Genomic DNA, 19478 nt, shown 5'->3' with positions numbered 1-19478 from the left:
GCAGGGTGGTTCTCAAATCGCTCATGCCGGGATGTCGGAGGACAGGTCGGCGGCCGCAGCCGGCAGCGTGGCGAACCCCTTGAACCCGCCCTTCTTCAGATGGATGAGCAGCAGCGAGACACTCGCCGGCGTGATGCCCGAGATGCGCGAGGCCTGGCCCAGCGTCTCGGGACGGTGCTTGGCCAGCTTCTGCCGCGCTTCGAACGACAAGGCCGTCACCTGCAAATAGTCCAGGTCGGCGGGCAGCTTCAGGCCTTCGTAGTGCGCGGACCGTTCCACTTCGCTTTTCTGGCGGTCGATGTAGCCCGAGTACTTGGCGGCAATCTCCACCTGCTCCACCACCGGCTCCAGCAGATCACCGAGTGTTTCACGTGAAACGTCGGGCCCGGTGTATTTGCCGCCATCGAGCCCCACCAGGTCGGCGTAGGCCACGCCGGGCCGGCGCAGCAGATCAAACAGGTTGTGCTCGTGCTCAATCGCCTTGCCCAACACCCGCTCCGATTCGGCGGCGGGCAGATTGCGCGGATTCACCCAGGTGGCTTTCAGGCGTTCTGTTTCACGTGAAACAGCATCGCGCTTGCGGCAGAAAGCGTCCCACTGCGCATCCCCCACCAGGCCCAGGCGGCGGCCGGCTTCGGTCAGGCGCATGTCGGCGTTGTCCTCGCGCAGCTGCAGACGGAACTCGGCCCGGCTGGTGAACATGCGGTAGGGCTCGGTCACGCCCTGGGTGATGAGGTCGTCGACCAGCACGCCCAAATAGGCTTCGTCGCGCCCAGGCAGCCAGGCGCCCTCGCCCCGACACTGCAGCGCAGCGTTGATGCCGGCGAACATGCCCTGCGCCGCCGCTTCTTCGTAGCCGGTGGTGCCGTTGATCTGGCCCGCAAAAAACAGACCCTGGATCAGTTTGGTCTCGAAGCTGCTTTTGAGCGAGCGCGGATCGAAGTAGTCGTACTCAATGGCGTAGCCGGGCCGCAGGATATGCGCGTTCTCCAGGCCCTTCATGCTGCGCACCAGCTGGTACTGGATGTCGAACGGCAGGCTGGTGGAGATGCCGTTGGGGTAGACCTCGTGCGTGGTCAGGCCCTCGGGCTCCAGGAAGATCTGGTGGCTGTCCTTGTCAGCGAAGCGGCTGATCTTGTCTTCCACGCTCGGGCAGTAGCGCGGGCCCACGCCCTCGATCTTGCCGGTGAACATGGGGCTGCGGTCGAAGCCGCTGCGGATGATGTCGTGCGTGCGCTCGTTGGTGTGCGTGATCCAGCATGGCACCTGCTGCGGGTGCATGGCGGTGTTGCCCATGAAGCTGAACACCGGCACCGGTTGGTCGGCGTTCATGCCGCCGGGCACGCCGTCGCCGGGTTGTTCGGTGCACTGGCTGTAGTCGATGCTGCGGCCGTCCAGGCGCGGCGGGGTGCCGGTCTTCAGCCGCCCCTGCGGCAGCTTCAGCTCTTTCAGCCGGGCCGACAGCGACACGGCCGGCGGATCGCCCGCACGGCCGGCGGCGTAGTTGTTCAGGCCCACATGGATCTTGCCGTCGAGGAAGGTACCGGCGGTCAGCACCACGGTGCGGCTGCGGAAGCGGATGCCCACCTGCGTCACAGCGCCGACCACGCGGTCGCCCTCCACCATGAGGTCGTCCACAGCCTGCTGGAACAACCACAGATTGGGCTGGTTCTCCAGCATGCGGCGGATCGCGGCTTTGTAGAGCACGCGGTCGGCCTGGGCGCGGGTGGCGCGCACGGCCGGGCCCTTGGAGCTGTTGAGGATGCGGAACTGGATGCCGCCTTCGTCGGTGGCCAGCGCCATCGCGCCGCCCATGGCGTCCACCTCTTTGACCAGGTGGCCCTTGCCGATGCCGCCGATGCTGGGGTTGCAGCTCATCTGGCCCAGCGTCTCGATGTTGTGGGTCAGCAGCAGCGTCTTGCTGCCCATGCGCGCAGCCGCCAGCGCGGCCTCGGTGCCGGCGTGGCCGCCGCCGACGACGATGACGTCAAATTCCTGGGGGTACAACATGGTGGTTTTCGCTTCCGGGGTGCTGTCGGCCCGGCGCCCCGGGCAACCCGCGATTGTCCCACCGTTGCGCCATTTCTGCCCCGCCCCGCCATCGGGCCATGCACCCAGCACGCCGACCCCCGTGCGCCGCCCGGATGGCCGCGCGTCGGGCCCCTTCCTAACCTGAGCACCAGCCCACTCCCGGGCCGACCACAGGAAGGACCTCTCCATGAAAACCCCCTGGCTCCTGGCCAGCACCACCGCACTGGCCTGCTTGAACGCACAGGCAGCCGGCTTCATGTTCGGCATCAGCCACAACTTCGGCGGCGACACCGGCGTCACCTTCAAGATCCTGTCCACCGACCGTCGCAACCGACCGGTGCTGGCCGCTGGTGTGAGTTTCTTCCCGGGCGAAGGCCGCCGCATCGGCCTGGACGTGGGCGTGGGTTACAACTTCCGCCAGACCACCGTCACCTTCAGCCGCGACCTGGTCATGGAGCGCTTCCAGATGGCCTGGGGCCTGGCCAGCCGCCGCTGCCCGCCGGCCCCTGCACCGGTGGCCACACCAGCCACACCACCTGCGCCACCACCGCCACCCGATTTCTTCGACAGCGTGTTCTGAGCGAAGGCCGCGACAATGGCGGCATGAGCACACCCCTACCCCTCCTCGTCTTCGCTGGCAGCACCCGCGCCAAATCCTTCAACCGACAACTCGCCAACGCCGCAGCCGCCTACGCCGGCACCGCCGGCGCCCAGGTCACCCACATCGAGCTGGCCGACTTTGACCTGCCGCTCTACAACGCCGACCTGGAAGCGCGCGGCACACCCGCTGCTGCCGTCCGGCTCAAAGAGATCTTCCACGCGCACCCGGCCTGGATCATCGCCTCGCCCGAGTACAACGGCAGCTACACCGGCCTGCTCAAAAACACCATCGACTGGGTCTCCAGTCCCATCAAGGGCGACCCGCTGTGGTCCAGCGGCACCAAGCCGTTTGCGGGCAAGGTGGTGGGCTTGCTGAGCGCCTCGCCGGGCGCCCTGGGTGGCTTGCGGAGCTTGACACACCTCACGCCACTGCTATTGAATTTGCAGTGCTGGGTGACCCCGAAGCAGTTTGCCCTGTCCCGGGCGGGCGAAGCCTTCGACCCCGATGGCCAGCTCTCCACCGAGACCTCGCGCAACGCGGTGCACAGCGTGGTGGACCAGGTGCTGTGGGCCGGGCAGCGCCTGCAAGCCTGAGGCTGGCGCCATCCCCATGGAATCAACCGCACTGGCCTGCCGTCCCGGCTGCGCCGCCTGCTGCACCGCGCCGTCGATCAGCAGCCCGCTGCCCGGGTTGCCGCTGGGTAAACCCGCCGGCATGGCCTGCCCACAGCTCGACGCCGCCCTGCGTTGCCGCCTGTTCGGCCTGCCCGAGCGTCCGGCGGTGTGCAGCTCGCTTGCGCCCGGGCCCGAGATGTGCGGCGACAGCCGCGAACACGCCATGACCTGGCTGACCCGGCTGGAACGCGCCACCCTACCCCAAACAACATGAATACCACCGACTGGCAGACCCTGGCCCAGCTCTACCCCGCGATCGGAGAAGCGGTCTCGGCGCCCGACGCCCTGGCTGTGATGGACGTGCCCACCGGCACCACCCTGTTCCGCGAACAGGAGCGCTGCGGCGGTTTCCCGCTGCTGCTCAGCGGCGAGGTGCGGGTATCCCGCTCGGCCAGCAGCGGACGTGAGCTGGAGCTCTACCGCGTGGTACCGGGCGAGATGTGCCTGGTGTCTTCCTCCTGCCTGTTTGTGGACCAGCCGCTGAGCGCGCACGGTGTCACCGTGAAGCCCACGCGGCTGGCACTGTTGTCGCCCGCCGCGTTTCGCGAAGCGCTGGGCCACACCGGCTTTCGCGACTTCGTTCTCGGCCTCTTCGCCGCGCGCCTGGCCGACCTCACCGGCCTCATCGAAGCCATCGCCTTCCAGCGCCTGGACAGCCGCCTGGCCGCTGCCCTGCTGGGCCACGGCACGCAGGTGCACGCCACCCACCAGGCACTGGCCGACGAGCTGGGCACGGTGCGCGAAATCGTCACCCGCTTGCTGCACCGGTTTGAACGCGACGGCTGGGTGGAGCTCTCGCGCGAGTGCATCACCGTGTGCAACAGCGCCGCCCTGCGATCGCTGGCCGCACTGCAGCCCCGCTGACGGGCTTTGTGACCCAGGTCACATACCTCGGAGCTTCGCAAGCGCCCAATGGCTGCACACCACCCCACTCCGGGGTGGCCCCAGCCCACGGAGCAACACCATGACCAAAAACGTCGGCGGCATCGACCGCACCCTTCGCATCACCATCGGCCTGGCCCTCATCGCCGCCGCCGCCACGAGCACCGTGGGCTGGTGGGGCTACCTCGGCGTCGTGCCGCTGCTCACCGGCCTGGTGGGCTGGTGCCCGCCGTATGCCATGCTCGGCTTCAACACCTGTCCCATGAAGAAGTGAACCGTGGCGCGCCGCTGTCCTTGCTGGGACAGGACAGGTGAGCGCCAGCGGCATACAGTGCATGGCTCGCGCCCAAGTCGAGGCGCATCAGGAGACACACCATGCACATCCCGTCCCTCAAAGAAGTGGTCAGCGCCGAAGAATGGGCGCTGCGTTGCGACCTCGCCGCCTGCTACCGGCTGGTCGCGGCCTACGGCTGGAGCGATCTGGTCTTCACCCACATCAGCGCCAAGCTGCCCGACTCGGTCACTGGCGGTGAACACCACTTCCTCATCAACCCCTACGGCCTCATGTTCGACGAGATCACGGCGAGCAGCCTGGTCAAGGTCGACATGGCCTGCAACAAGCTGCTGGACTCGCCCTTCCCGGTCAACCCGGCGGGTTTCGTGATCCACAGCGCCGTGCACGAAGCGCGGCCCGAAGCCGGCTGCGTGATGCACACCCATTCACGCGCGGGAGTGGCCGTGAGCGCGCAGAAGGCCGGCATCCAGCCCATCAGCCAGCAAAGCACCTTCGTGCTGGCCTCATTGGCGTACCACGCCTACGAAGGCGTGGCCCTGCGCTCGGAGGAAAAGGTGCGCCTGCAGGCCGACCTGGGCACCGCCAACCACCTGGTGTTGCGCAACCACGGCCTGCTGACCGTGGGCAAGAGCATCCCCGATGCCTTCCTCGCCATGTACACGCTGGAGAACACGTGCCGCATCCAGATCGATGCCATGGCCGGTGGCACCGAACTCACGCAGGTTGACCCCGCCATCCTGGCCGGCATGGCCGATGTGATGCGCGTGGCCACGGCCGGGTTGGGCTCGCAGCTGGCCTGGCCGGCGCTGCTGCGCAAAGTGGAAAAGCTGGACGCGGGCTACAAGACCTGAGTGTCTTGTCAGCTCAGGTGCTTGCCCACCAGACCGGTCATTTCGAACATGGTGACTTCATCCTTGCCGAAGACGGCCTTGAGCTTGGCGTCCGCCAGGATGTTGCGCTTGTTCTTCGGGTTCTGCAGGTTGTTGGCCTTGATGTATTCCCACATCAGCTTCACAACTTCGGTGCGGGGTTGGGGAGTGGCACCGATCACAGCGGCCAGTTCGGCGCTGGGTTTGAGGGCACGGCTGAAGGCGGTTGGCTTTTTGTCGGTGGTCATCTGGGGCTCTTCGGTTGAAACCGCGATTCTAGGCCGTGCGTACGATCCGTTTGTAACCACCTGACACAGGGCACCCGGCTACCGGTTTGCCGCCCGCGCCACAAACGCCGTCATGCCTTCGAGCACCGTGCGCAAGCGCATCAGCTCACGCGAGCCATCCAGACGGGGTGACCATGCCGCCAACTTGGACACCCAGCCCAGGCGAGGCAGCAGGTGGGCGATGAAGTCGCGCAGCGCGGGGCCGCCGGTGCCCGCGTCGGCGTAGGCCTGCAGCACCGCGCGCACCGCGTCCGGGCCGAGTGGCTGCAGGTAGCGCGCCATCGACAGCAACAGCTGCAACGCGTCGTACACCTGCACCGTGGCGAGCGCCATGCCGGGTTGCAGGCGCTCTTCGAAGTCGAGGCGGGCGAAGTGCTCGCCGCTCCAGGTGAGGTTGCGCGTCTGCGCGCCGCCGTGCCAGTGACCGCGGGCGTGGAAGGCGGCCAGGTCGGCGCTGGCAGCGCACATCAGCGCCAGACGCTCACCTTCGGGCGAGCGGTGCAACACGTGGTCGAGCGTGTCGCCGATGTCGCTGGTGGTGAGCGAAAACCCGTCGAAAGCGAGCACCGTGGGCACCCGTTCGCCGGCGGCCGCCAGGGCCAGCAGGCGCTGGTGCTCGTAGGCCAGCAACTCTGCGCCATCGGTCTGGCGCACCGCGTGCCATGGCACGGGCACACCCACGAAGTGCGCAAACAGCCAGATGCTGGCGGACTTGCGCCAGCTGCGCAGCGGCCGGTCGGCGGTCTTGGTCCAGGTCTTGGCAGACGCGGCGGGGGCGGCAGTGGCGGCGGGGGTGTTCAAGCAGCCGGATTATCCCGAAAGCCAGAGCACCCGCGAAACTGGCTTTGCCAGGCCGCAGGGTGCGCCCCCTGGAGGGGGTGACGCCGCAGGCGGCGCGGGGGGTGACTTTGATCAGGCCGCGTTGGCGTAGCGCTCAAGCTCCCAGTCGCTCACCTGCTGGTTGTAGCTGGCCCATTCGGTGTGCTTCAAGGTGAGGAATTCCTTGCAGAAAGCCTCGCCCACGGCAGCGCGCAGCGGCGCGTCCTGCTCCAGCGCCTGCAGCGCCGCGAAGAGGTCGCGCGGCAGCCGGTCGGGCAATGCCTCACCGCGCGAGTGCGCCTCGTACAAGTCGTCGGCGCAAGGCGTGACGGCGGGCAGGGCCTGCTCGATGCCCGAGAGACCGGCGGCGAGCGTGCCGGCGATGGCGGCGTACACGTTGCACGACGGGTCGGGCAGACGCCATTCGATGCGGCCGGCCACGGTGCGCACAAGACAGGTGCGGTTGTTGTCGCCCATGGCCTTCCACACCGGCGACCAGGTGGTGCCCGAGGCGCTGCGGCTGGCAGCCAGGCGCTTGTAACTGTTGACGGTGGGCGCGCACAGGGCGGCGAGTGCGTCGGCGTGGTGCAGCAGGCCGGCGGCGAACAGGTGGCCGATGCTGCTCAGGCCCAGCGCGCCGTTGGCGTCGGCCATCACCGCCCGACCATCGGCGTCGGTCAAGCTCAGGTGGAAGTGCAGCCCGCTGCCCGGTGCGTGCGCCAGCGGCTTGGGCATGGTGGAGAACACCGCCCCGTGCTGCGCCGCCACCGCCTGCGCGGCGAGCTTGAAGAGCTGATAGCGATCGGCTGCGGCCAGTGCGTGGTCGTGCTGGTAGTTGATCTCGTACTGGCCGCACGCGTCCTCGTGATCGATCTGCTGCAGCCCGAAGCCCAGCGCGGTGAGCGTCTGACGCATCGCGTCCAGAAACGCAAAGTTGCGGCCGATGGCCTGCAGGTCGTAGGAGGGTTTGGCGAGACCATCCTGGGCGTCGGCCACCTCCCAGCGGCCCTGGTTGTTGCGGTTGAGCAGGAAGAACTCGGGCTCGATGCCGACCCAGAGCGTCCAGCCGCGCGCCTTCAGGCGTTCCACCTGGCGCTTGAGCACCTGGCGCGAGCAGGTGTCCAGCGGTTCGCCGCCAGCAAACCCGTCGCACACCGCGTATGCCACGCCAGGCATGAAGGGCAGCGGGCGCAAGCTCTCGGGCACCACACGGCCCATGTACTCGCTGCGCGCGCCCATGCGCGGCAGGCCGGTGCCGCTAATGCTGGGGCCGGAGAAACCTGCCCCGTTGTTGACCGCGCCGGGCAAGCCTTCGAGCGGCACCAGCTTGCCCTTGGGGCCACCGGGCAAGTCGGTGAAGGTGGTCAGCACCGAATGGATGCCCTGCGCGCGCAGGGCCTGGATGCGCTCATCCAACGAATCAGCAAAACCTCCGTGCTCCGCACTGCGGTGCGAGCTTGCTTGGGAGCGGCGCGGCGCTGCGCTCAAGCAAGCACCTCGGCCAGCGCGGCGTCGAACACGGCCAGCCCCTCGGCAAACACGCTGTCTTCAATGGTGAGCGGGAAGAGAAAACGGATCACGTTGCCATACACGCCGCAGGTCAGCAGCAGCAGGCCGCGCTTGAGCGCCGCCGCCTGCACCTTCTTCGTGGTGTCTGCGTCGGGCGCCCCTTTCGCATCAATGAACTCGCAGGCCACCATGGCGCCCAGGCCACGCACGTCGCCCAAACGTTTGGGGTACACGGCGCGCTGCGCGATCAGGTGGCCGATGAGCTGGTCACCCAGCTTCTCTGCGCGCTCGGGCAGGCGTTCTTCAGCCATCACGTCCAGCACCGCGTGCGACGCGGCGATGGCCAGCGGGTTGCCGGCGTAGGTGCCGCCCAGGCCGCCCGGGGCCGGGCCGTCCATGATGGCGGCCTTGCCCGAGACGGCTGAGAGCGTGGTGCCGCCGGCCATGCTCTTGGCCATGGTCATGAGGTCGGGGCTCACGCCGTAGTGCTCCATCGCAAACATCTTGCCGGTGCGGGCAAAGCCGGTCTGCACCTCGTCAGCCACCAGCAAGATGCCGTGCTGGTCGCACAGCTCGCGCAGCCACTTCACGGCGGCGGGCTGGATGGGGTTGAAACCGCCCTCGCCCTGCACCGGCTCGAACACGATGGCCGCCACGCGGCTGGGCTCGATGTCGCACTTGAAGAGCTGCTCCATCGCGTGCTTCGTGTCGTCCAGCGAGCTGCAGTGGCACGGAAACGGCACGTGGTAGATCTCGGGCGGGAACGGGCCGAAGCCCGCCTTGTAGGGCTGCACCTTGCCGGTGAGCGCGACCGAGAACATGCTGCGACCATGAAACGCACCACCAAACGCAATGACACCGGTGCGCCCGGTGCTGTAGCGCGCGATCTTCATCGCGTTCTCGATGGCTTCCGCGCCGGTGGAGAAAAACGCGGTCTTCACCGGCCCGTCGATCGGCACGATGGCGTTGATGCGCTCGGCCAGCGCCACGTACTCGGTGTAAGGCACGACCTGATAACAGCTGTGCGTGAAGCGCTGCAACTGCGCGGCAATGGCTGCCTGCACCTTGGGGTGCACATGCCCGGTGTTGAGCACCGCGATGCCACCGGCGAAGTCGATGAAACGCCGTCCCTCGATGTCCCAGAACTCGGCGTTCTTGGCTTTGTCGATGAAGAAGTCACCCATCACGCCCACACCGCGGGGTGTGGCGTCGAGCCGGCGCTGGTGCCAGGCGGCGTTGGTGCTGTCGGTCTTGATGTCGTTCATGGCATTCATGGGTGTCTCCTTAAACGGGGCTGTCGATCCTGATCCAGGTCGTCTTGGTCTCGGTGTACTTGTCGAACGCGTGCAGCGACTTGTCGCGCCCCACGCCGCTCTGCTTGAAACCACCGAAGGGCACGGTGATGTCGTCCTCGTCGTACTGGTTCACGTGCACCGTGCCCGCGCGCAGCGCGCGCGCCACGCCGTGCGCCTTGTTGATGTCGCTGGTCCACACGGCGGCCTGCAGGCCGTACACGCTGTTGTTCGCCTCGCGCACCACCTCGGCCGCGTCGGTGAAGCTCAGCACCGAGAGCACCGGGCCGAAGATCTCCTCGCGCGCAATCGTCATCTGCGGAGTCACGCCGTCAAAAATGGTGGGCAGCACGTAGTTGCCACCGGCCACCGGCATCGAAGCCTCACCACCGGCCAGCAGTTTGGCGCCTTCGCTCTTGCCCGACTCGATGTAGCGCAACACCGTGTCCATCTGCACCTTGTCGACGATGGCACCCATGGTCGTGGCCTTGTCCAGCGGATTGCCCGGCTGGTAGTCGGGCACAAGCTTCAAGGCCTTCTCCAGGAACGCATCCTTGATCGACGCCTCGATGAACAGGCGCGAAGGCGCGTTGCAGCTCTCGCCCTGGTTGAAGAAGATGCTGCCCACAGCGGCTTCCACCGCTCGGTCGAGGTTGGGGCAATCGGCGAACACGATGTTGGGCGACTTGCCGCCCAGCTCGGTCCAGGCGCGCTTGAGGTTGCTCTGCCCGGCCATCACGTGGATCTGCTTGCCCACGCGCGTGCTGCCGGTAAACGCAATGCAGTCCACGTCCATGTGCAGCGCCAGCGGGCTGCCCGCCTCGGGGCCGTAGCCGGGCACCACGTTGAACACGCCGGGTGGAATGCCGGCCGCCAGGGCCAGCTCGGCCAGGCGCAGCGCGGTCAGCGGACTCTTTTCGCTGGGTTTGAGCACCACCGAGTTGCCGGCCGCCAGCGCGGGCGCGATCTTCCAGGCCGCCATGATCATGGGGTAGTTCCAGGGCACGATCACGCCCACCACCCCCACCGGCTCGCGCGTGATCAGCGCCAACGCATTGCGCCCCGTGGGTGCGATCTCGTCGTAGACCTTGTCCACCGCCTCGCCGTACCAGCGGATGCAGTTGGCCGCGCTGTTCACGTCCACGCCCTTGGCGTACTTGATGGGTTTGCCCATGTCCAGCGTTTCGGTCAGCGCCAGTTCGTCGGCGTGCGCGGTGAGCTGCTCGGCGAACTTGATCATGATGCGCTTGCGGTGCGCCGGCGCCAGGCCGCTCCAGCGGCGGTCTTCAAACGCGGCACGCCCGGCCGCCACGGCGGCATCGATGTCGGCCTCGCCACAGCGCGCCACCGCTGTCAGCAGGCGGCCGTCCACCGGTGAAATGCAATCAAAGGTCTGGCCGTCGCGTGCGGCGATGCGCTCGCCGTTGATGAATGCGCGGCCGTCGAAGCTCAGGTCGGTCATGGAGTGTCTCGGGGAATTGCAGGGCAGGAATTGGCCTCATGCTACGCCCGAAACACTCGCCACTGCAAAGCCACTTTGCCCGGTGACCAACGATCCAGTGGACTTCAGGATCTGAGTGCCGCCGCCACCTCGCGTTCGCGCCGGCGCGTGGATCGCGCCACCCACACCGCATAACCCACGATCACGATCGTCACCGTGACAATCAGCAGCGTGGCCGCGGCGTAGACCGTGGGGTTGATGCCGCGCCGTGCGTAGCCAAAGATCACCTGCGGCAGCGTGTTCACGCCCGGTCCCGAGAGGAATTCGGCGATCACCACGTCGTCGAACGACAGCGTGAATGCGAGCAGAAAAGCCGCCAGGATGGCCTGGAAGATGTTGGGCAGCGTGATGAGAAAAAACACCTGGTGCGGCCGCGCGCCGAGGTCCATGGCCGCCTCTTCGATCGAGCGGTCCATCTCCATCAGCCGGCTCTGGATCACCACCATGCCGTAGGCCATGCCCAGCAGCGTGTGGCCGGCGATGATGGTGATCAGACCGCGCTGCGGCCAGCCAAACAGGTTCTGCGCACCCACGAACAGCAGCAGCAGCGACAGGCCGATGATCACCTCGGGCATCACCAGCGGCGCGTTCACCATGCCGCTGAAGACGGTGCGGCCGATGAAGCGGCGGTAGCGCACCAGCACAAAGGCCGCGAACGTCGCCAGCACGGCCGACAGCGCACCCGTGACCGCCGCCACCTTGAGCGAGAGAAAAAAGGCATCGACGATCTTGGAGTCCTGCATCAGCGCCTCGTACCAGCGCAGCGAGAAGCCGGTGAAGCGCGCGTCCTGCCGGGTGCTGTTGAACGAGAACACGATCATGAACAGCAGCGGCAAATACAGGAAGGCAAACACCAGTGCCAACCAGGCTTTGCCGAAGTGTTTTTCGAGCAGCTGTTTCATCGGGAGTCCTTCGCGGTCGGGCCTGGTGTGGTCACTGCTTGTCAGCGGTTGAACGGTAGTACATCGCCAGCGGTATGACGATCAGCGCGATCATCACCACCGCCAGCGCCGTGGCACGCGGCCAGTCGTTGGCGGTGAACATCTCGTCCCAGACCACGCGCCCGATCATCAGGTTCTCCGGCCCGCCCAGCAGCGACGGGATCACGAATTCACCCACGCACGGAATGAACACCAGCATGAAGCCGGCCACGATGCCGGCCTTGGACAGCGGCACGGTGATCAGCCAGAAAGCCTTGAACGGCGTGGTGCCCAGGTCGTACGCAGCCTCCAGCAGGCGGAAGTCCATCTTCACCAGATTGGCATAGAGCGGCAGCACCATGAAGGGCAGGTACACATAGGTCATGCCGATGAGCATGGACACGTTGGTGTAGAGCATCTGGATCGGCTCGTCGATGATGCCCAGCGACATCATCAAGCGGTTGAGCACCCCCTGGTCGGTGAGGATGCCTTTCCAGGCGTAGACGCGCAGCAGGAACGAGGTCCAGAACGGCAGCATCACCATGAGCAACAACGCCGGGCGGACACTGGCCGGCGAACGTGCGATGAAGTAGGCGAAGGGATAACCGATCACCAGGCAGAAGAAAGCCGTGCACAGCGCGTACCAGATGGAGCGCACGTAGGCGTCCACGTACAGCGTCTTGAAAAGCGGCGCGCCTTCTTCGGTGCGGAAGATCGCCAGGTAGTTCTCGTACTTCAGCGACAACACGCCACTGACAGGGTCCCAGATCGGCTTGAACGGACTGATATCGCCGCCCATGTCGACAAAGCTGATGTAGAGCAGGATCAGAAACGGCAGGAAGAAGAAAACGATCAGCCAGACAAAGGGCACGCCGATCACGAAGCGTTTGCCGGGGAAAGGTATGCGAGATGCCATCGTTGTGCTCCAGAGCTTCAGTCGGCGAACAGGTCGGGTCAGTCGCGAAGCACCACGCCTGCGACGTCGCTCCACCAAAAGTAGACCGTGTCTTCCCAGGTGATGTCCGACAGGTCCTGGCGCGAGGTGTTGGCCTCGGTGACCTTGAGCTTGCTGCCGTCGCTGGCCTGCACGATGTAGGTGTTGTACGAACCGAAGTACGCAATCTCCTTCACCACACCGGTGAACAGGTTGGCCGCCACGCCGTCGGGGCGCTGCTTGCTGATCTCGATCTTCTCGGGCCGCACAGCGAGTGCCACCGGCATGTTGAGGTGACCCGGCACGCCGTGGCCCACCTGGATCTCGCCAATGCCGGTGCTCACGGCACAGCGGTCGGGCTCGTCCACGCTGAGCTTGCCTTCGAACAGGTTCACGTTGCCGATGAAGTCGGCCACGAAACGGTTGGTCGGATGCTCGTAGATCTCTTCGGGCGTGCCCACCTGCAGCACCCGCCCCTTGCTCATGATGGCGATGCGGCTGGCCATGGTCATGGCCTCTTCCTGGTCGTGCGTGACCATCACCACCGTCACGCCCACCTTCTCGATGATGTTGACCAGCTCAAACTGGGTCTGCTCGCGCAGCTTCTTGTCGAGCGCGCCCAGGGGTTCGTCCAGCAACAGCATCTTGGGCCGCTTGGCCAGGCTGCGCGCCAGCGCCACGCGCTGCTGCTGCCCGCCCGACAACTGGTGTGGCTTGCGCTGGGCGTAGGGCGTGAGCTGCACCAGGCCCAGCATTTCGTCGGTGCGCTGCTTCACCTCGGCCTTGGGCAGACCTTCGCGCTTGAGGCCGAACGCCACGTTTTCCCAGATGGTCAGGTGCGGAAACAGCGCGTACGACTGGAACATCATGTTGACCGGCCGCTCGTACGGCGGCATGGCCGCCACGTCCTGACCGCCCAGCAGAATGCGCCCGGAGGTCGGCTTCTCGAAGCCCGCCAGCATGCGCAGCAGCGTGGACTTTCCGCAACCCGAACTGCCCAGCAGGGCAAAGATCTCGCCCTTGCCGATCGAGAGCGAAACCTCATCAACCGCCGTGGCATCGTCGAAGCGTTTGACCAGTTTTTCAGTGACCAGATAACCCGTTGAATCTGCCATCGTGGATTCCGTTTCTTCGCTGCTGCCAGCGACCTGACCCAATGAAAAAGGGCTGTTCAACCGCAGTGGATGAACAGCCCCCGGGAGCCCGCGTGTGGCCCGCTTACTTGCCGCGTTTGAACGCGTTGTAGGTGTCGTTGAGCGTGCCGGCGATGTCGTTGGAGAAACCGCCGGTGGGGATCAGGCGCGCAGTGTCCTCATCGCTCAGGAAGATGGTCTTGTTGTTCTTGACCTCGTCCTTGATGTCGGCCATGGCGGCCTTGTTGCCGGTCGGGTAGTTCAACTCGTTGGCCATGGCGGCGCCGTTGGCTGCGCGCAGGTAGAAGTCGATGAAGGCGTGCGCGTTGTTCACGTGCTTGGCGTCCTTCGGAATGGCCATGGTGTCGATGAACACCAGACCACCGCCCGTGGGCAGCAGCGGGATGATCTCGTCCTTGCCACCGGTTTCCTTCACGCGGTCGGCCGCGATGTTGATGTCGCCCGACCAGCCGATGAAGGCACAGGCCTTGCCACCGGCGATGTCGTCGATCATGGTGCTGGAGAACAGGCGAACGTCCTTGCGCACCTTGGCCAGCATCTCACCCGCGAGCTTGAAGTCTTCCGGGTTCTCGCTGTAAGCGGGCTTGCCCACGTAGTTGAGCGCCACCGGCAGGATCTCGCTGGGCGAATCGAGGTAGGCGATGCCGCAAGAGCGCAACTTGCTGGAGTACTCGGGCTTGAAGACCAGGTCCCAGGCGTTTTCAGGCATGGGCATGCCGCCCAGCGCCTTCTCGACCTTCTGCTTGTTGATGCCCACCGTGGTGAAGCCCCAGGCCCACGGCACCAGGTGCTTGTTGTCGGGGTCCACGCCGGCGATCTTGGCCATGAACTCGCCGTCCAGGTTGGCGAAGTTGGGGATCTTGCTCTTGTCGATCGGCTGGTAGAGGCCGCCCTCAACCTGCTTCTTGGCGAAGCCGGCGGTGGGGATCACGATGTCGTAGCCCGAATTGCCCGCCACCAGCTTGGCGTGCAGTGCTTCGTTGTTCTCGAAGGTGTCGTAGTTGACCTTGATGCCGAACTCTTTCTCGAAGTCGGCCACCAGGGTTTCGGTGATGTAGTCGGGCCAGTTGTAGACGTTGAGGATCTTCTCGTCATCCAGCACCGGGCCGGCCGGAGCCGCAGGCGCTGCCGGGGCAGCAGCCACCGGGGCGGGCGCAACCGCAACAGGCTCTTCCTTCTTGCCGCAAGACGCCAGCAGGACCGCCGACATTGCAATAACCAAAACGTGTTTCTTCATGGTGGTGCTCGCTCCTGAGAGGGGTTGATCAACGACAAATCGAACCGAAAGGCGTGGAAAAAGACTCGAAAACCATCTAGCAAGTTCCAGACCCGCTGCTGCCCGAACCGCACCTCATCGGTGCGTTCCGGGGTACCGCAGGGGGCATTCTATTCACGCGTGCTGACCGGCGGCGCGCAATTGGGCCAACGTCGCATCCAGGCAGGTGTGAATGAGCGCCATCATCTCGTCGATCTGCGCCCGGGTCATCACCAGCGGCGGCGCAATGATCATGCGGTCGCCCACGGCGCGCATGATCAACCCGTTCTTGAAGCAATGGGCGCGGCACATCATGCCCACGCCCAGGTCCGGGTCGAAGGTGGCTTTGGTGGCTTTGTCTTTCACCAGCACCAGCCCGGCCACAAAGCCGCAGGTTTCGGCCATGCCCACCAGCGGGTGGTCGTTGAGCGCGGCGAAACGCTCGGCGAGATACGGACCCGTGTCTTCTCGCACCCGGCCCACCAGGTTCTCGCGCTCCATCAGTTCGATGTTGGCCAGCGCCACCGCGCAGGCGACCGGGTGGCCGCTGTAGGTGTAGCCGTGGTTGAACTCGCCGCCCTGCTCGATCAGGACCTTGGCCACACGGTCGCCCACCATCACGCCACCCAGCGGGATGTAGCCGCTGGTCACGCCCTTGGCAAACGTCACCAGGTCGGGCCGGATGCCAAACTTCTCGTAGGCAAACCAGTGGCCCAGGCGGCCAAAGGCACAAATCACCTCGTCGGCAATCAACAGGATGCCGTGCTTGTCCACAATGCGCTGGATCTCGGGCCAGTAGGTGGCCGGCGGAATGATCACGCCGCCGGCACCCTGCACCGGCTCGGCAATGAAGGCAGCCACCTTGTCGGCACCCAGCTCCAGGATCCTGGTTTCCAGCCAGCCGGCGGCGCGGATACCGAAGGCGTCCTGGCTCTCGCCGGGCAGCGCGTTCTCGAAGAAGTAGGGCTGACCGATGTGCGTGATGTTGGGAATGGGCAGGTCGCCCTGCGCGTGCATGCCGCTCATGCCGCCCAGCGAGGCGCCGGCCATGGTGGAGCCGTGATAACCGTTCAGGCGACCGATGATCACCTTGCGCTCGGGCTGGCCCAGCAGGTCCCAGTACCGGCGCACCATGCGCACGTTGGTGTCGTTGCTCTCGCTGCCGCTGGAGCTGAAGAACACGTGCTCGAACGAACGCCCTCCGATCTTGGGAGCGAGTGCGGCCAGCTTGGTGGCCAGCTGCACCGCGGGCACGTTGGTGGTCTGGAAGAAGCTGTTGTAGAACGGCAGCGTCATCATCTGCTGGTAGGCGGCGTCGGCCAGTTCCTTGCGGCCATAGCCGGCGTTCACGCACCACAGGCCGCTCATGCCATCGAGGATCTTGTGGCCTTCGGAATCCCACACGTAGATGTTGTCGGCGCGCGTGATCACGCGCGAGCCGCGTGTGGCCAGATCACCGTGGTCGGTGAACGGGTGGATGAAATGCGCGCTGTCGGCGGCCTGGATGGCCTGGGTGTCGTGCTGTTCGGCGCGGCGCACCAGGGCGGGCGGGGCGATGAGGGTTGAGGTGTTCATTCGGGCGTCTCTTTCAGTCAAACATGCAGCAGCAGGTGTTCGCGTTCCCACGGCGAGATCACCTTCATGAACTCGTCGAACTCCAGCTCCTTGATCTCGGTGTAGATGGTGATGAATTCCTTGCCGAGGATGTCATGCAGGTCGGTCTCGCGGCGCAACCAGTCCAGCGCTTCGCCGAGGCTGCGCGGCAACGAGTACGGCGCGAGGTAGGCGTCGCCCTTCATCTCGGGTTTGGGTTTGATCTTGTTCTTCATGCCCAGGTAACCGCAGGCCAGCGTCATGGCCAAGGCGATGTAGGGGTTGGCGTCGGCGCCGATCACGCGGTTCTCCACGCGACGCGCTGCGGGAGTGGAGATGGGCGAACGTATGCCCACCGTCCGGTTGTCGTGGCCCCATTCGATGTTGATGGGTGCGGCCGTGTTGCGCGAAAGGCGGCGGTAGCTGTTCACGTACGGCGCCACCAGCACCATGGCTGCAGGTATGTAGCGCTGCAGACCACCGATGTAGTGGTAGAACGACTCGGAAGGTGTGCCGTCATCGTTGCTGAAAATGTTCTTGCCGGTCTTCTTGTCCAGGATGCTCTGATGCACGTGCATCGCAGAGCCCGGCTCACCCGCGATCGGCTTGGCCATGAAGGTGGCGTACATGTCGTGGCGCAGCGCCGACTCGCGCACCGTGCGCTTGAAGAAAAAAACCTCGTCGGCCAGACCCAGCGGGTGGGCATGGAAGAAGTTGATCTCCATCTGGCCCGCGCCGGCCTCGTGGATCAGCGTGTCCACGTTGAGCTTCATCTTGTCGCAGTAGTCGTAGATCTCTTCAAACAGCGGGTCGAACTCGTTGACCGCATCGATGCTGTACGACTGGCGCGAGGTCTCGGCGCGGCCGCTGCGCCCTATCGGGGGTTTGAGCAGCGTGTTCGGGTCGGTATTGCGCGCGGTGAGGTAGAACTCCAGCTCGGGCGCGACCACCGGGTCCAGACCCTCGGCATCGAACAGCTCGCACACGTGGCGCAACACGCTGCGCGGCGCAAAGGGCACCAGCTTGCCGTCGTGGTCAAAACAGTCGTGGATCACCTGCGCGGTGGGGTCGGTGGCCCAGGGCACGATGCGCGCGGTGGTCGGGTCCGGGCGCAGCTGCATGTCGCGGTCGGTCGGCTCGATCACGTCGTAGTAAGGCCCGCTGGCCGGAAACTCACCCGTCACCCCCATCGCCACGACGGCCTGCGGCAGGCGCATGCCGCGGTCCTCGGTGAACTTCTCGCGCGGCAGGATCTTGCCGCGGGCCACGCCGGTCAGGTCGGGCACGAGGCACTCCACCTCCGTCACGCGGTTCTCATTGAGCCAGCGTTCCAGATCGTTGAAGGTCATTTTTTTGTCGGTGGCTGTCATGTGCCGTCTCCGTTGTGGTCATAGGGAATTTCCAGGGGCATCAAGGGTCCGGCTCCGCCGGCCCTAGATGCCGCCCCCCCTCGAAGCGCCGAAGGCGCGCCACAGAGGGGGGAAGCCGCGCAGCGGCGCAGGGGGGTGATCATGGTCAGGCGCTGGAACTCGCAGCGCTGCGGTTCAGGTCGGCAGCCTGCAGGCGCAGGCTGCTGCGCGAGCGGCAGGCGCGGCCGAACGCTTCAAAAATGGCGGCGTAAAACGGCGTTTCCCAGCAGCGCCATTCGGGGTGGAACTGCACCGCGTAGGCGAAGGTGCGCGCACCGCGCACACCAAAGGCCTCCACCACGCCATCGGGCGCGTGGGCCAGCGCCTCCAGGCCATCGGCCAGGCGGTTGATGCCCTGGCCGTGCAGCGAATTCACCTCGGTCTCGGGGCCGCCGGCCCATTGCTCGAACACGCTGCCGGGCGCAAAGCGCACGCTGTGGCGCGGCGCGTACTGCTCGTCGGGCGGCGCAGCCTTGGGCTCGCGGTGGTCCATCAGCCCGGGCACCTCCTGCACGCGCTGGTGCAGCGTGCCGCCCAGGGCCACGTTGATCTCCTGAAAGCCGCGGCAGATGCCCAGCAGCGGCACACCTTCATGCACGCAGGCCTTGACCAGCGCCAGCGTGAGCAGGTCGCGGTCGGCGTCCAGCGGCAGGCTGGGGTCGGCCACGTCTTCGGCAAAGTGGGAAGGGTGCACGTTGGAGGGCGAGCCGGTCAGCATCACGCCGTCCACCAGGGCCAGCAGGTCGCTGATCTGGTCGGTGTCGGCCAGCGGAAACATCACCGGCTGGGCGTTGGCCCCCACCTTCACGGCGCGGGCGTATTTGTCGCCCAGCAGCAGAAAGGGCATCTGGTGACCGTGGTCACCCATGAGGCGGTGGTCGGCGGGCAGCCAGACCATGCACGGCGGCTTGATCATGTTCACTCCAATGCAATGGGGCCCATTGTGGTCACCGAAGTGGATCACAATCAGAGCCAGTTGGGCCCACCCCATGGAGCCACTTCAGGTTCAAACCACCATGCTGTCCGAATTCCTGCTCGCCGAAATGAACCGCCTGGGCACGCAAGACGCGCTGCCCTTGCACCGCCAGCTCTACGAGGCGCTGCGCCGCGCCATGCTCGACGGCAAGCTCGGTGCCGGCGAGCGCCTGCCCTCCAGCCGCGACCTGGCCGAAGACCTCTCGCTCTCGCGCAACACCGTGGTGGCCGCGATCAACCAGCTCAGCGTGGAAGGCTATCTGGCCAGCCGCGTGGGCAGCGGCACCTATGTGAACGACAACGTGCCACGCGCCGCGCCCAGCCGGGGCGCGCGCCACGGCGGCCAGCCCGCCACGCTGCAGGCCGGGCGCCTGTCCACCCGCGGCATTGCGCTGTCCACCACCTTCTGCGCCACCGAACTGGAAGTGCAGCCCTTCACCCCCGGCATGGTCGACTTCAGCGCCTTCCCGGTAGCGCT

Annotated in this window: 20 protein-coding genes; 7 read left to right on the top strand and 13 right to left on the bottom strand. The window is 65.9% G+C overall.

The genetic code is table 11. The features are described 5' to 3' along the window. Positions 1-21: 21 nt before the first annotated feature. Positions 22-2010, bottom strand: a complete 1989-nt coding sequence (gene mnmG / locus Q0C59_RS11320; RefSeq protein WP_291215379.1) for a tRNA uridine-5-carboxymethylaminomethyl(34) synthesis enzyme MnmG — start codon at positions 2008-2010, stop codon at positions 22-24. A gap of 208 nt (positions 2011-2218) precedes the next feature. On the opposite strand from mnmG, the gene Q0C59_RS11315 reads away from it, so the two are divergent. From Q0C59_RS11315 to Q0C59_RS11290, 6 genes are all read left to right on the top strand, one after another. Then, a complete protein-coding gene (locus Q0C59_RS11315; protein ID WP_291215377.1) occupies positions 2219-2611 on the top strand; it encodes a hypothetical protein in 393 nt (130 codons plus the stop codon). A 23-nt stretch (positions 2612-2634) separates the two neighbouring features. After that, a complete protein-coding gene (locus Q0C59_RS11310; RefSeq protein WP_291215375.1) occupies positions 2635-3225 on the top strand; it encodes an NADPH-dependent FMN reductase in 591 nt (196 codons plus the stop codon). Between the two features lie 16 nt (positions 3226-3241). Next, positions 3242-3520: a YkgJ family cysteine cluster protein gene (locus Q0C59_RS11305; protein WP_291215372.1), complete on the top strand. Its 279-nt coding sequence runs from the start codon at positions 3242-3244 to the stop codon at positions 3518-3520. Continuing rightward, positions 3517-4170: a Crp/Fnr family transcriptional regulator gene (locus Q0C59_RS11300; protein ID WP_291215369.1), complete on the top strand. Its 654-nt coding sequence runs from the start codon at positions 3517-3519 to the stop codon at positions 4168-4170. The genes Q0C59_RS11305 and Q0C59_RS11300 overlap by 4 nt, the downstream gene beginning before the upstream one ends. A gap of 100 nt (positions 4171-4270) precedes the next feature. Then, positions 4271-4462 (top strand): DUF2892 domain-containing protein, encoded by a 192-nt coding sequence (locus tag Q0C59_RS11295; RefSeq protein WP_291215366.1) that lies wholly within the window; start codon positions 4271-4273, stop codon positions 4460-4462. A 101-nt stretch (positions 4463-4563) separates the two neighbouring features. Then, positions 4564-5334, top strand: coding sequence for a class II aldolase/adducin family protein (locus Q0C59_RS11290; protein WP_291215363.1), 771 nt, complete (start codon positions 4564-4566; stop codon positions 5332-5334). Positions 5335-5342: 8 nt separating this feature from the next. Here Q0C59_RS11290 and Q0C59_RS11285 read toward each other — a convergent pair whose 3' ends face one another. From Q0C59_RS11285 to Q0C59_RS11230, 12 genes are all read right to left on the bottom strand, one after another. Further along, positions 5343-5600: an SWIB/MDM2 domain-containing protein gene (locus Q0C59_RS11285; RefSeq protein WP_291215360.1), complete on the bottom strand. Its 258-nt coding sequence runs from the start codon at positions 5598-5600 to the stop codon at positions 5343-5345. A gap of 78 nt (positions 5601-5678) precedes the next feature. Next, complete coding sequence (locus Q0C59_RS11280; protein WP_291215358.1) at positions 5679-6440, bottom strand: hypothetical protein; 762 nt, start codon at positions 6438-6440, stop codon at positions 5679-5681. Positions 6441-6551: 111 nt separating this feature from the next. Beyond that, positions 6552-7874 carry a type III glutamate--ammonia ligase gene (locus tag Q0C59_RS11275; RefSeq protein WP_291215355.1) on the bottom strand — a complete coding sequence of 441 codons (1323 nt, stop codon included), beginning with the start codon at positions 7872-7874 and terminating at the stop codon, positions 6552-6554. A 68-nt stretch (positions 7875-7942) separates the two neighbouring features. Continuing rightward, positions 7943-9241, bottom strand: coding sequence for a 4-aminobutyrate--2-oxoglutarate transaminase (gene gabT / locus Q0C59_RS11270; RefSeq protein WP_291215353.1), 1299 nt, complete (start codon positions 9239-9241; stop codon positions 7943-7945). A gap of 10 nt (positions 9242-9251) precedes the next feature. Further along, positions 9252-10721, bottom strand: coding sequence for an aldehyde dehydrogenase (locus Q0C59_RS11265; protein WP_291215350.1), 1470 nt, complete (start codon positions 10719-10721; stop codon positions 9252-9254). A 104-nt stretch (positions 10722-10825) separates the two neighbouring features. Beyond that, the gene (locus Q0C59_RS11260; protein WP_291215347.1) at positions 10826-11662 is read right to left on the bottom strand and encodes an ABC transporter permease; all 837 of its coding nucleotides are present in this window, start codon (positions 11660-11662) and stop codon (positions 10826-10828) included. 31 nt (positions 11663-11693) lie between these two features. Continuing rightward, on the bottom strand, positions 11694-12596 hold the full coding sequence (locus Q0C59_RS11255) for an ABC transporter permease (RefSeq protein ID WP_291215345.1): 903 nt from the start codon (positions 12594-12596) through the stop codon (positions 11694-11696). Between the two features lie 38 nt (positions 12597-12634). Beyond that, the gene (locus tag Q0C59_RS11250) at positions 12635-13729 is read right to left on the bottom strand and encodes an ABC transporter ATP-binding protein (protein WP_291215342.1); all 1095 of its coding nucleotides are present in this window, start codon (positions 13727-13729) and stop codon (positions 12635-12637) included. 103 nt (positions 13730-13832) lie between these two features. Then, entirely contained in the window at positions 13833-15005 is a 1173-nt protein-coding gene (locus Q0C59_RS11245; protein WP_291215339.1) for an extracellular solute-binding protein, read from the bottom strand. Positions 15006-15158: 153 nt separating this feature from the next. Continuing rightward, positions 15159-16598 (bottom strand): aspartate aminotransferase family protein, encoded by a 1440-nt coding sequence (locus Q0C59_RS11240; protein WP_291215335.1) that lies wholly within the window; start codon positions 16596-16598, stop codon positions 15159-15161. A gap of 17 nt (positions 16599-16615) precedes the next feature. Continuing rightward, a complete protein-coding gene (locus Q0C59_RS11235; protein ID WP_291215332.1) occupies positions 16616-17986 on the bottom strand; it encodes a glutamine synthetase family protein in 1371 nt (456 codons plus the stop codon). A gap of 145 nt (positions 17987-18131) precedes the next feature. Further along, a complete protein-coding gene (locus tag Q0C59_RS11230; protein ID WP_291215329.1) occupies positions 18132-18941 on the bottom strand; it encodes a gamma-glutamyl-gamma-aminobutyrate hydrolase family protein in 810 nt (269 codons plus the stop codon). Positions 18942-19041: 100 nt separating this feature from the next. Between Q0C59_RS11230 and Q0C59_RS11225 the strand changes: the two genes are divergently transcribed. After that, a partial coding sequence (locus tag Q0C59_RS11225) for a winged helix-turn-helix domain-containing protein (RefSeq protein ID WP_291215327.1) occupies positions 19042-19478 on the top strand: 437 nt, incomplete at its 3' end.

The organism is Hydrogenophaga sp., assembly GCF_022844385.1.
GTDB lineage: Bacteria > Pseudomonadota > Gammaproteobacteria > Burkholderiales > Burkholderiaceae_C > Hydrogenophaga.
The sequence above is the reverse complement of the archived record's forward strand: the minus strand, read 5'-3'. Positions and strand labels throughout refer to the sequence as shown.

Bases quoted from the DNA above. Each gene is read 5' to 3' on its own strand.
- mnmG (WP_291215379.1), bottom strand. From the start codon at position 2,010: ATGTTGTACCCCCAGGAATTTGACGTCATCGTCGTCGGCGGCGGCCAC.
- Q0C59_RS11315 (WP_291215377.1), top strand. From the start codon at position 2,219: ATGAAAACCCCCTGGCTCCTGGCCAGCACCACCGCACTGGCCTGCTTG.
- Q0C59_RS11310 (WP_291215375.1), top strand. From the start codon at position 2,635: ATGAGCACACCCCTACCCCTCCTCGTCTTCGCTGGCAGCACCCGCGCC.
- Q0C59_RS11305 (WP_291215372.1), top strand. From the start codon at position 3,242: ATGGAATCAACCGCACTGGCCTGCCGTCCCGGCTGCGCCGCCTGCTGC.
- Q0C59_RS11300 (WP_291215369.1), top strand. From the start codon at position 3,517: ATGAATACCACCGACTGGCAGACCCTGGCCCAGCTCTACCCCGCGATC.
- Q0C59_RS11295 (WP_291215366.1), top strand. From the start codon at position 4,271: ATGACCAAAAACGTCGGCGGCATCGACCGCACCCTTCGCATCACCATC.
- Q0C59_RS11290 (WP_291215363.1), top strand. From the start codon at position 4,564: ATGCACATCCCGTCCCTCAAAGAAGTGGTCAGCGCCGAAGAATGGGCG.
- Q0C59_RS11285 (WP_291215360.1), bottom strand. From the start codon at position 5,600: ATGACCACCGACAAAAAGCCAACCGCCTTCAGCCGTGCCCTCAAACCC.
- gabT (WP_291215353.1), bottom strand. From the start codon at position 9,241: ATGAATGCCATGAACGACATCAAGACCGACAGCACCAACGCCGCCTGG.
- Q0C59_RS11265 (WP_291215350.1), bottom strand. From the start codon at position 10,721: ATGACCGACCTGAGCTTCGACGGCCGCGCATTCATCAACGGCGAGCGC.
- Q0C59_RS11260 (WP_291215347.1), bottom strand. From the start codon at position 11,662: ATGAAACAGCTGCTCGAAAAACACTTCGGCAAAGCCTGGTTGGCACTG.
- Q0C59_RS11255 (WP_291215345.1), bottom strand. From the start codon at position 12,596: ATGGCATCTCGCATACCTTTCCCCGGCAAACGCTTCGTGATCGGCGTG.
- Q0C59_RS11250 (WP_291215342.1), bottom strand. From the start codon at position 13,729: ATGGCAGATTCAACGGGTTATCTGGTCACTGAAAAACTGGTCAAACGC.
- Q0C59_RS11245 (WP_291215339.1), bottom strand. From the start codon at position 15,005: ATGAAGAAACACGTTTTGGTTATTGCAATGTCGGCGGTCCTGCTGGCG.
- Q0C59_RS11240 (WP_291215335.1), bottom strand. From the start codon at position 16,598: ATGAACACCTCAACCCTCATCGCCCCGCCCGCCCTGGTGCGCCGCGCC.
- Q0C59_RS11235 (WP_291215332.1), bottom strand. From the start codon at position 17,986: ATGACAGCCACCGACAAAAAAATGACCTTCAACGATCTGGAACGCTGG.
- Q0C59_RS11230 (WP_291215329.1), bottom strand. From the start codon at position 18,941: ATGATCAAGCCGCCGTGCATGGTCTGGCTGCCCGCCGACCACCGCCTC.